The sequence below is a fragment of the Paenibacillus sp. BIC5C1 genome (assembly GCF_032399705.1).
In the GTDB taxonomy this organism is placed as follows: domain Bacteria; phylum Bacillota; class Bacilli; order Paenibacillales; family Paenibacillaceae; genus Paenibacillus; species Paenibacillus taichungensis_A.
Window position 1 is genome coordinate 2,421,677 of record NZ_CP135922.1, and the last position, 14,141, is coordinate 2,435,817.

Here is a 14,141-nt window from a genome sequence, read left to right on the forward strand (position 1 = left end):
ATGATACATCGTCAGGAACGAATTGCCGTATATCCAGGCAGTTTTGATCCGGTAACCATGGGCCATCTGGACATTATTGCTCGGGCGTCGAAGCAGTTCGATCGCGTCATCGTGGCTGTATTGAACAATATGAGCAAAAATCCATTATTTACGGTGGAAGAACGCAAGAGTCTTATTACGGAAGTCACGAGTCATCTGCCTAATGTGGAGGTGGATAGCTTCCGTGATCTGACGGCAAATTATGTACGGCAAAAAGATGCTCAGGTCATTGTCCGTGGTATCCGCTCGGTGACGGATTTTGAATATGAGCTCCAGCTGGCTTCGACGAACAGCAAGTTAAATCCGGATGCGGAAACCATTTTTATGATGACCAATCCGAAATATTCTTATCTGAGCTCCAGCATCGTCAAGGAAATTGCCCACTACCACGGAGATGTCACCGATCTGGTCTCACCTGAAGTGGAAGCCGCACTGCGTCAGAAAATTAGCGAGAAAACCGGCGGTTAAACCAGAAGGTCAGCCCGGATAGGCAGATCATGACGGTGAGCAGCATTGCCAGACCGATACAGGCAGCAGGGAAGCCAATCCAGACGGCATCGATGATATCAGAGGTGTTCATGCCTACCAGGGACTGCTTGGTTAGGAATGGTGCCAAACCATTGCCCGAATTGTTCTGAAACGTGGCCCAGACTTCGGAGCTGTAACGGCTGAAAGGCAGCCACAGCAGCAAGCTGATGAAAAATGCAACCAATGCATGAAGCAGGCGGATTCCGGCAAAATACAACATGGATGTTGCGGCAAGTCCAGCAGCTTTCAGCACGGCGGAGACTTGCAGATGAGAGCATAGACCTCCCCAGCTGAGAACAGCTGCAAGCAAAGACATTAGCAGAACGGGTGTCAGTGGGCTCTGACTCAGATGATAAGTTCCGAGATGGAGTTCCAGAAGTGAGGGCCAAAAAGCAACTGAAGTACCGGGGGTGATATAGAGGGTGAGAAGCCGAACAAACACGGCAAACACAATCATATATCCTCCGGTCATCATTAAGGTTTGCACAGCTTGGGAGACCGTGTCACCAAGCAATTTGCCGAACCCGCGTCCGTCACGTTCCTGGGCTTCACGCGCTGCAAGCATCATTTGTGACCATAGGCTCCGTCGTTTATACGAAGAAGGGGTTGAAGTTGAGGTTTTTCCCCTTTTTGATTCCTTGGGTAGGAGTCGTACTCCGATCATAGTGGCAATCCAGCCACTAACCCAGTGAACGATCAGAAGGAAATATCCGGCAGCAGGCTGGTGGAGAAAAGCTGCACCGATGACAAGTATAATCATCAATGGATTGGCGAAATGAGATGCTGCTGCGACAATGCCCGCCTGTTTGGCGGTAATTTGTTGATCCTGCACTAGGCGCGAGGCGGTATCTGCTCCTGCCGGAAAGCCGCCGCACATGCCGACAACAACAGCCAGTCCGGCTTTGCCTGGCAGACGGAACCACCGCTGCATTAATGGCCCTAATAAGACGCCAAGTGCGTGGGTAAAGCCGAATGCAGTCAGCATTTGGGATAACATCAGGAATGGAAGCATGGCTGGAAAGATGATTTTCCACCAGATATCCAAACCTTGAATAGAGGCATCGAATGCATCTTTCGGAGATACAACTACTGCAATTACCAGCAATAAAGCGCCTGTACTCATAAGTACCGTTCGCAACGGTCCAGAGCCCGTAACTTCGCTCTGCATTTTCATTGTTTCACCTCATATGGATCGTGCCGCATACACTCGGCCAGGATTAGTTGTGGACGGCCGAATGACGTCCGTGGACGCTTCGGCCTTGACCGGATAAGCTGCTGTAAACAGCGGCCTATCCGGCCTGTACCATTGTATGCAAAAGCATGAGAGTGTTAGACTTATAATTATTGAAAGATACGCAAAGAACGGAGGCTCATGCAATGAATCGGATTCGGAAATCTGGCGGATTCAGAGCTTCGATCTTTGTGATCGTGGTGGCTCTGGTCGTCTATGTTGCGGTGTATATGCCAACGCCATATATCATTTATATGCCTGGTAGTGCCGACGAAGTAAAACCCATGGTTACCGTGAAAGAGGGGGATAAGGAAGAACGCGGAGTTTTTATGATGACGACAGTGTCGGCATCATACGCCAATGTGTTTTTGCTAGGAACCTCCTTGTTTAATCGAAATGCACAAGTGGATAAAAAAGAAGATCGGCTGCGCGGCAAAAGCGAAGCGGAATATTCTGCCGAACAGGTCTGGTTCATGAGTGATTCACAATCCTCGGCCATGGAGGCGGCTTATGAGCAGTCGGGAGTGAAATACTCCATTGTTCCTGAGCATATTTTTGTATTTGGGCTGTCCGAAGATCCAAAACCTAAGGGAGATATTGAGCCCGGAGATATTATTTTGGGTGTAGACGGAACGGCAACTCCGGACAATACAGTGTTGTCTGAGCAGTTAAAGAACAAAAAGGTCGGAGATACGGTTGAGATGCAATTGGAGCGAGGCGGAGAGACGATCAGCCGCGACGTTCAACTGATTGAAGTGAAAGATAGCAAAACCGGTGAAGTTCGCCCGGCACTGGGTGTCATGATCGGAGCGGTCCAGAAAGTGAAAGCAGAAGATCCGGATAAACAGATATCCTTCACGGATACTCAGGTAGGTGGTCCATCTGCTGGACTGATGTTCACCCTGGAGATTTACAATCAGTTGACCCCTGGAGATCTGACGAAAGGTCACCGGATTGCTGGCACAGGCACCATTAACAAAGAAGGAGTGGTTGGCGCAATTGGTGGCGTTGTGCACAAAATTGTTGCGGCAGACCGGAAAGATGCAGAGTTTTTCTTTGTGCCGAAGGACAATTATAAAGAAGCTGAAGCCAAAGCTGAACAGATCGGCACCAAAATGAAACTCATTCCTGTCAGCACGCTGGATGATGCGCTGGCTTATCTGAAAACCTTGTCTGTCAAATCCTAAAAGGATCATTATCAGTGAACAGCAAGACTAAAAGAATATCAGGATGATGCGAAATCCCCCTATTGCAACGATGCTGAATCGGTGTGCAGTAGGGGATTTTGCGTGAGTGATCGATATAAAATAACGCATGATCAACGAGAGTCTGATCAATCGATTTTATAAGACGGATTGTCAAGCCAAGTGCGACAGTTCCTCTGAAAAGGATTCGTGAGCGGTTCTCCAACTCAGGCATTTACGTGGTCTATTATTGATGAAGTCAAGAGCGTTTTCCAGAGCTTCATCTGTGATTTGGGCGAAATCCGTCCCTTTGGGGAAAAATTCTCTCAGGAGACCATTCGCATTTTCATTCGAGCCGCGTTGCCAAGAAGAATAGGGATCTGCAAAATACACCCGCACGCCATGAACGGCTTCCAGGCTGGTGTAACAGGCGAATTCCTTGCCACGGTCCGCGGTAGCGGTTTGAAATGCACGGATAGGGTACTGCGAAGCCGCTACTCCAAAGGCAATCTCCATGGATAACGCGGTACGATCAGGCATGCGAATCGCTGTGTACAAGCGAGTCTTTCGTTCAATGAACGTCGCTACGCAGCCCTTGCTTTTCCCACGGCCCGAGACCACCGTATCCAATTCCCAATGGCCGAAGGTTTTCCGGTGACGAACCTCTTTCGGGCGCTGAGAGATGGACTTACCCACTGCAAACTTGCCGCGTGTTTCTGCTGGCTTCTGCCTCTTCCCTTTGTGCCTGAGAACGGCAAGCACACCGTTCACCAGACGGCCTGTATACAGCCAACGATAGATCGTTTTAAAACATACCATCGCTTGACCTTCCTGACGCAAACGCTCTACGATCTGTTCGGGAGACCAGGTCGCCTGAAGCTTTTCTTCGATGCGACTCGCGAGTTCGGGATTCCACTTCCCTGCGGAAACGGAGGCCTTACGGCGATGGACATAGCCCTCTTGAGCGTTCGCCGCGCCGTAGGGGTGTTCTGCTGTATTTCGGCGGAGTTCCCGGCCAATGGTGGCATGATGTCTGCCAAGTTCCTTGGCAATGGCTCGGGTACTTTTCCCCTGCTGGTAGAGGATTTCTAGCTTGCTGCGCTCGATTATGCTAAGATGTGTGTAGCTCATGGTGGATTCTCCTTGTGTGAATGTGGTGTAGGAACCTTCATTCTACACGAATCCGGCCATGGGCCCTTTTTTATTTATTTCCAGTAGGTGTCGCACTTCATATTACAATCCGTCATAATAATAAATCAGAATTGCATCAAATGATGGTTAAGCGCTGGCTCCGGCAAAAGCTTGTGAGTCGTTGGTGCTTCGAAATCGTTAATGTTGAACCAGCTATGTATAGGTCTGAACGTAGAGTTAGATCCTCACAGGCGGGTCATAGTAGTCGCTGTACATCAAACGTGTATCGGTGTGTTCGCAGGCAAGTGCATATGCTGCCTGAGCTTGTATATCCAGTTCCAACTGATTATGAACAAAGGTTGATGGTTTCAGTAGTACAGGCAGAGTAGCCGTCTTTTTCATCTGTTTCAAGAGGCTCTGTCCTTGTGCATTAAAGCCCAGCACCCGAAGATAGGCTGGCCCTTCAGCCAGCTTCTCGGGCGAACATTCGGCCTTGGTATGATTCAGCAGCAAATGGGTCAGCATACGCTGTAGCTTTGTGCGTGTGTAGCGTTTCGTCTTGAGTGCGTTCAGCAACGCCTCGACTGAAGGCTCCGAAAGTTGAGCAAGTGTACGGCTCAGCCTGTGTTCGAGTCCTTCCGTGACCTCGGCGATCTGTTCCAGCTCGGAGGCACGGCGTGTAGCCGCGATGTGCAGCAGCGGCTGTGCAAAGCGCTCCCAGTGCACGGGAGCGCGCCTTTCCTGCCATTCGCGCTGCAGAATGGCAAGGGTTGCCGCCGGCACGTATGGCGCGGCGGCTTCGGGCCCGTCCGCCATCAACAGGCGGCGGACGGCGGTTGCACTGGCGATCGCCCCCGGTCCGGGCGTCGCCTGATGATACGCGGCACCGGTACGCGCCGCCGTAAAGGGCTTAATCGCGCTGCCTAGCCGTTGCAGCGCGATCAGGTAGTGCAGCCCAAGCGAATTGTTGGGCTGCCCCAGCAGTGCAGCGGCGTCGTCCGCATCGACGCCGCCAGGCGCCAGCGCTGCCGCCGCACCTGCGTAAGCGGCGGGGTAGCTGGCGCCTTCCCGCAGGCGGCGCGCGATATGCTCGCGCAGCCCTGCGGGCTCCACAGCCAGCACGCGCGCAATGCGCTGCAGGCTGTCCAGGTCGCCGGACTCGCTGCCGAAGCAGAGCGAGTCCACCACGCCCGTGCGGTGCAGCAGGGACACCGCGCCAAAGGCGAACCACTCGGCCGGTTGTACAGCATAGGCAACCGGCAGTTCAAGCACCAGATCGGCGCCAGCATGCAGCGCCATCTCAGTGCGTGCCCTTTTGCCCACGATGGCGGGTTCGCCGCGCTGGAGAAAAGGGCCGCTCATCACAGCCACAACAGCGTCTGCTCCACTGAGCCGTCTGGCTTCACTAAGATGATAGACATGTCCGTTATGTAAAGGGTTATATTCAACAATGACGCCAACGGCTTTCATATGAGATCGCGCTCCTTTCGGTCAATATTCATTTGCAGTTCAATCCTTCACTCCTAGCCTGATTATATACCAGCTCATCTTGTTCCATAATAGGACATGGATATACCTTTGTTCAAATCATATCGCAGTGCATACACCGGGAAAGAGAAGAATCCTGGTGGTAGATATAGCCCGAACCCACCTTCAAAATGCATGACTTGTAGTTTAACTTACAGTAAGCCTATAATGTATCAGAGATTGAATGCGGATTAGGCTCGTCATTTTCAAATAAGGGTGTAAAGTTAAAAGTGTTGACAAACGTCTTGAAAAATCGGTATAATGATTTTTGTTTGTTAAGTCAATTTCATAATACTTTTAACGATGATTCGTCAGAATACATACAGTCAGGAATATGATGTGTTGCAAGAGTCAGGCTTGACCTGTATAACTGTCGTAAGGCGTTTAACTTATATTATGAGATTGGTTTCGTTTGGAGTGATGGGAAATGTTAATGCCATTTCGCAAAGTGGCTACCAGTGACCGCCCCCTGCAGTTCAATGAACAGTGGGATATTAAGGAACTGGTTTCTAACCGACAGGATATCACAGCCGTTACCCCGCTGACTGCGGATTTATCTGCAGAACAGAGAGAGGGCGACGTTGTGGATGTTCATGGCAAACTGACAGTAGGAGTGGACATGTTATGCTCCCGGTGTCTTAAGCCGATTAATGAACATTTTCATATTGATTTTCATGAGCAATTCAAGCAGGGGAAACAGCCAGAGGAATTGCCCGAAGACGATGATACTTTCTACGTGGATGGAGAGAGCGTTGATCTGAAAGGTTATGCCGAGGAAGCTTTTCTGCTGGATCTTCCGTTTATACCGCTATGCAGCGATACATGCAAAGGGTTATGCCCCAAGTGTGGCCATGAGCTGAACGAAGGTGACTGCGGTTGTGATAACCAAGTTATCGATCCGCGGCTTGCAGGGCTCAAGGATTTTTTTAAATGAGCATGAGTGAAAATCGAACATTGTAACAACTACCTGCAAAGGTTGATTTTGATAAGGAGGTGGGAATAATGGCAGTACCTCAACGGAGAACGTCCAAGACGCGTCGCGACAAACGTCGCACTCACTTTAAATTGGCTGTACCGGGCATGGTGAAATGTGAACAATGTGGCGAACTTAAACTTAGTCACCACGTGTGCAAAGTGTGCGGAACGTACAAAGCAAGAGAGATCATCTCTCAATAATAGCTAGACATTAAGTAGCACTTCATTTCGATGAGGTGCTACTTTTTTTAGACTATAACATCGTAAGAATGACCACTTCTACCTGTATTCTATCTTCTTGAACTAAGTTCAATATACGTTTTGATATTTTAGTAAGGCTCGCTATTGATTGTGTTCAGGGCTATGAAGCCAGGCTCCGCAAGGCAGGATTGTTTTTGTACAGCCAGCCTTTCTTTTTGAAGCGGGATGAGATATACTATAGTTTAGTACCAGGTTCTAAGATTTGACGTTACATAAACATGTACCATGATTCGTGTGAACGACCCTGCTGAACAGGGATGTAACTATAGAAGCAACGTGAAAAAAATATATTGAACTGACCGGATTAGGCGGTTCCTTAAACGATACAGCGGGGGGTGTCAGGCATCGAACGTGTACCGAAGAGACAGAGGCAGCAGCAGTTAACCAAAATGATCGAAGACAACCCGTTTGTGACGGATCAGGAACTTACACGCCAATTGAAGGTGAGTATTCAGACGATTCGTCTCGACAGACTGGAGCTTGGGATTCCCGAGCTTCGGGAACGGATGAAACTGATGGCGGAGCGTTCCTATGACCAGGTGCGCTCCTTGCCCCTGCATGAGATTATCGGTGATATTGTGGACTTGCAGCTGGACAAGAGCGGGATATCCTTGTTTGAGATTAAGGAAGAACATGTATTTTCAAGAACGGGCATTGCTCGGGGGCACTATGTTTTTGCACAGGCCAACTCGTTGGCAGTAGCCGTTATTAATGACGAAATTGCTTTGACAGCTTCCGCAGACATTCGTTTTGTCCGTTCGGTCCATTTGTCTGAGAAATGTATTGCGAAGGCCTATGTGCGATCGATCTCGGGTCAAAAGGGCAAAGCTAAAGTGGAAGTGTTTACTTATGTGGGTGAAGAAATGGTGTTTCAAGGCAACTTTGTAATCTACCGTTCAGGTGGAGAAGACAGCGTAGAAGGAGGTCATTTGGGATGAAAATCGTCATTGATGCCATGGGAGGCGATAACGCACCTGCTGCAACAGTAGAAGGTGCGATCGCCGCGGCTACGGAATGGGCGGATACACAGATCGTCCTGGTCGGCGATGAAGCCAAGCTGGAACCTCTTCTGAGTCAGTCAGGTGCCAAACCTGCTAATCTGACCATTCGGCATGCTTCCGAAGTGATTGGTTCGGATGATGAACCGGTGAAGGCAGTCCGTCGCAAGAAGGATGCCTCCATGGTGGTTGCAGGTCGTATGCTTAAGGAAGGCGAAGCAGACGCCATGATCTCTGCGGGAAATACCGGAGCGCTGATGACAGCCGGTTTGCTTGTGGTTGGTCGTATGGAAGGTATTGAACGCCCGGCGCTTGCGCCCATGATTCCAACGATCGATGATGTGGGTGTACTTGCACTTGATCTCGGTGCGAATATGGATGCCAAACCGGAACACCTCGCACAGTATGGTCTGATGGGAAGCTTGTATCGACAAAAAGTGCAGGGAATCGCGTCACCAAGAGTGGGCCTGCTCAATGTGGGAACGGAGCCGGGTAAGGGGAATGAGTTGACTAAACATGCCTATCCGTTGCTCGAGCAACTTCCAATTCGTTTTGTTGGTAACGTAGAGGCCCGCGATGTGCTTACAGGCGCATGTGATGTGCTTGTATGTGATGGATTTGCCGGGAATATATTGCTCAAATCTCTTGAAGGCACAGCGGGTGCCATTTTCGCTTTGCTTAAGGAACAATTCTCATCGTCGCTCAAAAGCAAACTGGCTGCTGCTGTGCTTATGCCTGAGCTGCGCGGTTTGAAACGGAAACTGGATTATACCGAGCATGGCGGTGCACCACTCCTCGGTTTGAGCAGACTTGTGGTGAAAAGTCATGGATCGGCTGATGGCAATGCCATCAAAAATGCTGTGCGCCAAGCACGGATTGCAGTACAGAACCAGCTGGTGGAGAGCATATCTAAGGAAATTAGCGGGAAGTGAGTGACGACATGAATAATTTGCGCCCGGTAGGGGTTATCGGTACAGGTAAATATGTACCTGAGAAAATTTTGACAAACAGCGATTTGGAGAAAATGGTCGATACGAATGATGAGTGGATTGTCAGTCGTACAGGAATCAAGGAACGTCACATTGCTGCACCGGATCAGGCGACTTCGGATCTGGCATACGAGGCAGCTATTAAAGCACTTGAATCTGCTGGCATGACTGGCAGTGATCTTGATCTGATTATTGTGGCAACTATTACACCGGATTCTTCTTTCCCTTCTACTGCTTGTATTTTGCAAGATAAGCTTGGTGCCAAGGGCGCTGCGGCATTTGACTTGTCTGCTGCCTGTTCCGGATTTGTATACGGTCTGGCAACAGCAACGAGCTTTATCCAAAGCGGCATGTACAATAATGCACTTGTTATTGGTGCAGATTGTTTGTCTCGTATTACTGACTATACCGACCGTAATACCTGTGTGCTGTTTGGCGACGGAGCGGGCGCGGTAATCGTTGGTGAAGTGCCAGAAGGCCGTGGATTCAAATCATTCGATCTCGGAGCTGAAGGTGCGGGCGGAAGCCTGCTTCAAATGGAGGGCGGAGGTTCACGTCTGCCGGCATCCGTAGAAACAGTTGAGAACAAAAAACATTACATTTACATGAATGGCCGTGAAGTGTTTAAATTTGCAGTACGGGTGATGGGTACAGCGACAATCGAAGTACTGCGCAAGGCTGGCCTGGAGCGTACGGACGTGGATCTGTTTGTTCCTCACCAAGCCAATATCCGGATTATCCAATCCGCAATGCAGCGACTTGAGCTTCCTGAAGAGAAAGTTGTAGTCAATGTGGATAAATACGCCAACACATCTGCAGCCTCCATACCGCTTGCTTTGGTAGAAGCTGCTGAAGAAGGCCGCATGAAAGCTGGAGATACCGTGCTTATGGTTGGTTTTGGTGGCGGATTGACGTGGGGCGCATCGGTACTCGTTTGGTAAACTAGACAGCTGGGAGAGATGAATTGGATGGGTAAAATAGCATTTGTATTTCCCGGACAGGGATCGCAGACTGTGGGCATGGCCAAGGACGCACATGAGTCAGTGCCTGCGGCAACAGAAATTTTTCGTACAGCAGATGAAACGCTGGGTTTCTCGCTGAGCAATCTTGTTTTTGAGGGACCAGAGACCGAGTTGAAACAGACATCAAATACGCAACCGGCTCTGCTGACAGCAAGTATTGCATTGCTTGAGGCTTTCAAAGAAAAAGGAATTCAGCCTGATTATATGGCCGGACACAGCCTGGGTGAATACAGTGCACTGGTCGCGGCGGGCGTTCTTTCGTTCGCGGACGCGGTAAGCATTGTGCGGGCACGCGGTCAATATATGGAACAGGCTGTTCCTGGTGGACAGGGTGCGATGGCTGCGGTATTGGGTGCGGATCGGGAAGCGCTGGGGGTGCTTTGCCGGGACGTATCCGAAAGTGGTCATGCAGTTGAACTTGCCAACATCAACTGTCCGGGACAAATCGTGATTTCCGGTGTGAAGGAAGGGGTAGCTGCTGTCGCTGAACGGGTTAAAGAAGCAGGCGGCAAACGTGCCATCACACTTGAAGTAAGCGGTCCGTTCCATTCTTCCTTAATGAAGGATGCAGCAGAGAAGCTGGCTGAGAAACTGAAAACTGTTTCGTTCTCACCCGGGGCGGTTCCTGTAGTCGCGAATGTGACTGCAAGACCTGTAGAGGACGGTAAGGTTCATGATTTATTGACAGCTCAGGTCTATTCTCCGGTTTTATGGGAAGACAGTGTGACATGGCTTATTGAGCAAGGTGTAGATACCTTTATCGAGATTGGCTCTGGCAGTGTATTAACAGGTTTGATTAAAAAAACAGATAAAACCGTTAAACTGTACAATGTAAACAGTCTTGAGACGCTCGAAGCAACGGCAGCTGCACTAATTTGATTAACCATGATTAGATTTGGGGAAAGGAGGAATGATTATGTCTAAACCATTACAAGGCAAAAATGCGCTCGTTACCGGTGCATCCCGAGGTATCGGGCGCAGTATTGCACTCGCTTTGGCCGAGGCAGGCGCCAACGTGGCCGTGAATTATGCGGGTAGTCAAGCGGCAGCTGAGGAAGTAGCGGAAGCGATTCGCGCCAAAGGTGTCCAGGCAATTACGATTCAAGCGAATGTTGGCCAGATGGATGAAGCCGAACAAATGGTCAAAGCAACGATTGAAGCGTGGGGCAATGTTGATATTCTCGTCAACAATGCTGGAATTACCCGTGATAATCTGATCATGCGAATGAAAGAAGAGGAATTTGATCAGGTAATCGAAACCAATCTCAAAGGGGTGTTTAACTGTCTTAAGGCGGTTACGCGTCCAATGATGAAACAACGGTCTGGTAGAATTATCAATATCTCCTCTGTTGTGGGTGTGCTCGGAAATGCTGGACAAGCAAACTATGTTGCTGCCAAGGCAGGGGTCATCGGTTTGACGAAGGCATCTGCACGTGAGCTTGCCTCCCGCGGCATCACAGTTAACTGCGTTGCACCAGGATTTATTGAGACCGATATGACGAAGGAATTGTCCCAGGAGATCGTGGACAACATGTTGAACGGTATTCCGTTGTCCCGTCTGGGCCAGCCGGATGAAATCGCCGGTGTTGTCACGTTCCTGGCTTCAGAAGCTTCATCTTATATGACAGGGCAGACACTGCATGTTGATGGTGGCATGTACATGTAATTCTTCCGGACTTGAACAATAGTCGGGGAACAGGCGCTGGACGATCCGAAATGCCGGAAAAAGGCCGGGTTCCCCGGCCGGGAGCCGCATATGTCTTCTATGGCATTTTGCCTGCGATTCTCGTATAATACCAAGGAGGAGGTGAACCGGATGTCCGATGTATTGGAGCGTGTAAAACGCATCGTCGTCGACCGCTTGGGCGCAGACGAAGCTGAAGTTACACTTGAAGCATCTTTCAAAGAAGATTTGGGTGCTGATTCTTTGGATGTAGTGGAATTGGTCATGGAATTGGAAGATGAATTCGATTTGGAAATCTCTGATGAAGATGCAGAAAAAATCACGACCGTAGGTGAAGTTGTAAACTACATACAATCTCATACCTAAAGTCAATTCAGTCCCGCACCTGTTTTCGAACAGGCGGGACTTCTCATCATTCATTGGTTTTTCTCATTCCGCAAGCGGCGAAGGTCAAACGGATCTTCGGGTCCTGTTTGGCTAGACGTCTACTTGCGGATATTCCCACAAAATACTTGCGTAATGCAGTCGATATAGAGGTGAGTCGGTTTGAAACAAAGAGTTGTAATTACCGGAATGGGCGTAATGACATCGCTCGGAAAAGATTTGGAAACGTTCTGGGGCAGTTTAATGGCAGGCAAGTCCGGAATCTCTCAGATTGAGGCGTTTGATGTAAGTGAATACACCACTCAAATTGCAGCCGAGATCAAGGATTTCAACCCGGAAGAGTACATGGATCGCAAAGATGCACGTAAGATGGACCGTTTTGTTCAGTTCGCTGTAGCAGCTGGCTTCAAAGCCGTTGAAGACAGTGGCCTGAAAATTGACGAGAATATTGATGCAGAGCGTTTCGGTGTGTCGATCGGATCGGGTATCGGTGGATTGGGTACTTGGGAGGACCAACATAATGCATTGCTGCAAAAAGGTCCTAAACGTGTAAGCCCATTTTTCATTCCGATGATGATCTCCAACATGGCTTCTGGCCAGATGTCGATTTCTCTCGGGGCGAAAGGTCCAAACATCAACGTGGTAACGGCCTGTGCTACAGGAACACACTCCATTGGAGATTCCTTCAAGCTGATTGCAAACGGTGATGCGGATGCAATGATTTGTGGCGGTGCGGAAGCAACCATTAGACCAACCGGTCTGGCTGGGTTCTGTGCAATGCGTGCCATGTCTACACGTAACGATGATCCGGCGAAGTCGAGCCGTCCTTTTGATACGGAACGTGACGGGTTTGTTATGGGCGAGGGCGCGGGAGTTCTGATCCTTGAATCCCTTGAACATGCTCAAAAACGTGGTGCACGAATCTATGGCGAAGTGATTGGTTACGGTCTCACTGGCGATGCACATCACATGACGGAGCCTGATCCAGACGGAGCAGCTCGTTGCATGAAGATGGCTCTGCGTAATGCGGGTATCGAACCAGAAGAAGTGGACTATATCAATGCACATGGTACATCAACACCTGTAGGTGACAGATCCGAAACGCTTGCGATCAAAAAAGCGTTTGGCGATCATGCGTACAAGCTTGCGGTGAGTTCTACCAAATCGATGACAGGTCATATGCTTGGTGCTGCTGGTGGCGTGGAAGCCGTAATCTGCGGATTGTCGCTGACACATCAGACGCTTGCTCCAACGATTAACCTCGAAAATCAGGACCCGGAATGTGATCTGGATTATGTTCCAAACGTTCCACGTCAAACTAAAGTCAATATTGCCATGTCCAATTCATTTGGGTTCGGCGGTCACAATGCCACCATTATTCTCAAAAAATTTGAAGCATAAGGGGCTAGTTCGTTTGAGTGAAGATCTGAAGCAGTTACAACACAAACTTCAAATCAAATTTGACAACAGGCAGCTTTTAAAACAAGCGTTTACCCATGCTTCTTATGTAAACGAACACCGGTTCAGTCAGCATCAGGATAACGAACGTCTGGAGTTTCTAGGCGATGCGGTACTGGAACTGACTGTGTCGGAATACTTGTATCATTTGTTTCCTAACCGGCCGGAAGGTGAATTAACTAAGCTGCGGGCATCCATTGTCTGTGAGCCTTCCCTCGTCAAATTTGCTGAAGCGTTGGGTTTTGGGCAGTATGTACTTCTTGGTAAAGGTGAGGAACTGACTGGAGGACGAACTAGACCGGCTTTATTAGCGGATGTGTTCGAATCTTTCATCGGTGCATTATATCTGGATCAGGGATTGGCGCCTGTCCGGACATTTCTGGATCAGCATGTATTTCCGTTAATCGTTTTGGGAAGCAAATTGCAAATGAGCGATTACAAAACGGAATTGCAGGAACTCACTCAGCATCACAATATGGGAGCTCTTGAATACCGTATTGTTGAGGAACGGGGCCCTGCCCATGAACGGGAGTTTGTCTCCGAGGTCCATATGGGTCAAGAACGGCTTGGCAGAGGTACAGGACGTTCCAAAAAGGAAGCCGAACAACAGGCTGCATCTGCAGCTCTGGATCGACTGAAGCTTCCGGAAGCCTGAGCTTTACCGTAAGCGCATAGACAAACGAAGAGCAAAGAGCAGCCCGCGGGTCCGCCTGGCGGAATTTATCGGCCG

At 49.5% G+C, this 14,141-nt stretch carries 15 protein-coding genes; 12 read left to right on the forward strand and 3 right to left on the reverse strand.

Annotated elements, in window-relative coordinates:
* A complete protein-coding gene (gene coaD / locus RS891_RS11065; RefSeq protein WP_090807427.1) occupies positions 1-507 on the forward strand; it encodes a pantetheine-phosphate adenylyltransferase in 507 nt (168 codons plus the stop codon).
* Here the strand turns inward: coaD and RS891_RS11070 are convergent.
* Positions 485-1,741 (reverse strand): nucleoside recognition domain-containing protein, encoded by a 1,257-nt coding sequence (locus RS891_RS11070; protein ID WP_315795306.1) that lies wholly within the window; start codon positions 1,739-1,741, stop codon positions 485-487. The two genes, coaD and RS891_RS11070, sit on opposite strands and share 23 nt — an antisense overlap.
* A 203-nt stretch (positions 1,742-1,944) precedes the next feature.
* Between RS891_RS11070 and RS891_RS11075 the strand changes: the two genes are divergently transcribed.
* Positions 1,945-2,985: a SepM family pheromone-processing serine protease gene (locus tag RS891_RS11075; protein ID WP_315795307.1), complete on the forward strand. Its 1,041-nt coding sequence runs from the start codon at positions 1,945-1,947 to the stop codon at positions 2,983-2,985.
* A 171-nt stretch (positions 2,986-3,156) separates the two neighbouring features.
* On the opposite strand, the gene RS891_RS11080 is transcribed toward RS891_RS11075, so the two are convergent.
* Positions 3,157-4,113 (reverse strand): IS30 family transposase, encoded by a 957-nt coding sequence (locus RS891_RS11080; protein WP_315792510.1) that lies wholly within the window; start codon positions 4,111-4,113, stop codon positions 3,157-3,159.
* A 237-nt stretch (positions 4,114-4,350) separates the two neighbouring features.
* Positions 4,351-5,583: a nucleotidyltransferase gene (locus RS891_RS11085; RefSeq protein WP_315795308.1), complete on the reverse strand. Its 1,233-nt coding sequence runs from the start codon at positions 5,581-5,583 to the stop codon at positions 4,351-4,353.
* Positions 5,584-6,067: 484 nt separating this feature from the next.
* Between RS891_RS11085 and RS891_RS11090 the strand changes: the two genes are divergently transcribed.
* From RS891_RS11090 to rnc, 10 genes are all read left to right on the forward strand, one after another.
* Complete coding sequence (locus RS891_RS11090) at positions 6,068-6,574, forward strand: YceD family protein (protein ID WP_113052659.1); 507 nt, start codon at positions 6,068-6,070, stop codon at positions 6,572-6,574.
* 68 nt (positions 6,575-6,642) lie between these two features.
* Positions 6,643-6,816: a 50S ribosomal protein L32 gene (gene rpmF, locus RS891_RS11095; RefSeq protein WP_017689233.1), complete on the forward strand. Its 174-nt coding sequence runs from the start codon at positions 6,643-6,645 to the stop codon at positions 6,814-6,816.
* A 449-nt stretch (positions 6,817-7,265) separates the two neighbouring features.
* Positions 7,266-7,814 carry a transcription factor FapR gene (gene fapR, locus RS891_RS11100; protein WP_205525006.1) on the forward strand — a complete coding sequence of 183 codons (549 nt, stop codon included), beginning with the start codon at positions 7,266-7,268 and terminating at the stop codon, positions 7,812-7,814.
* A complete protein-coding gene (gene plsX, locus RS891_RS11105) occupies positions 7,811-8,806 on the forward strand; it encodes a phosphate acyltransferase PlsX (RefSeq protein WP_064639094.1) in 996 nt (331 codons plus the stop codon). Before fapR ends, plsX begins: the two co-directional genes overlap by 4 nt.
* A gap of 8 nt (positions 8,807-8,814) precedes the next feature.
* Positions 8,815-9,804 (forward strand): beta-ketoacyl-ACP synthase III, encoded by a 990-nt coding sequence (locus tag RS891_RS11110; protein ID WP_063564927.1) that lies wholly within the window; start codon positions 8,815-8,817, stop codon positions 9,802-9,804.
* 27 nt (positions 9,805-9,831) lie between these two features.
* Positions 9,832-10,764, forward strand: coding sequence for an ACP S-malonyltransferase (gene fabD, locus RS891_RS11115; protein ID WP_315795309.1), 933 nt, complete (start codon positions 9,832-9,834; stop codon positions 10,762-10,764).
* Positions 10,765-10,801: 37 nt separating this feature from the next.
* The gene (fabG, locus tag RS891_RS11120) at positions 10,802-11,551 is read left to right on the forward strand and encodes a 3-oxoacyl-[acyl-carrier-protein] reductase (RefSeq protein ID WP_063564667.1); all 750 of its coding nucleotides are present in this window, start codon (positions 10,802-10,804) and stop codon (positions 11,549-11,551) included.
* Positions 11,552-11,701: 150 nt separating this feature from the next.
* On the forward strand, positions 11,702-11,935 hold the full coding sequence (gene acpP, locus RS891_RS11125) for an acyl carrier protein (protein ID WP_024630176.1): 234 nt from the start codon (positions 11,702-11,704) through the stop codon (positions 11,933-11,935).
* A gap of 180 nt (positions 11,936-12,115) precedes the next feature.
* The gene (gene fabF, locus RS891_RS11130; RefSeq protein ID WP_024630177.1) at positions 12,116-13,354 is read left to right on the forward strand and encodes a beta-ketoacyl-ACP synthase II; all 1,239 of its coding nucleotides are present in this window, start codon (positions 12,116-12,118) and stop codon (positions 13,352-13,354) included.
* Between the two features lie 13 nt (positions 13,355-13,367).
* The gene (gene rnc / locus RS891_RS11135) at positions 13,368-14,066 is read left to right on the forward strand and encodes a ribonuclease III (protein ID WP_024630178.1); all 699 of its coding nucleotides are present in this window, start codon (positions 13,368-13,370) and stop codon (positions 14,064-14,066) included.
* Positions 14,067-14,141: the final 75 nt, after the last annotated feature.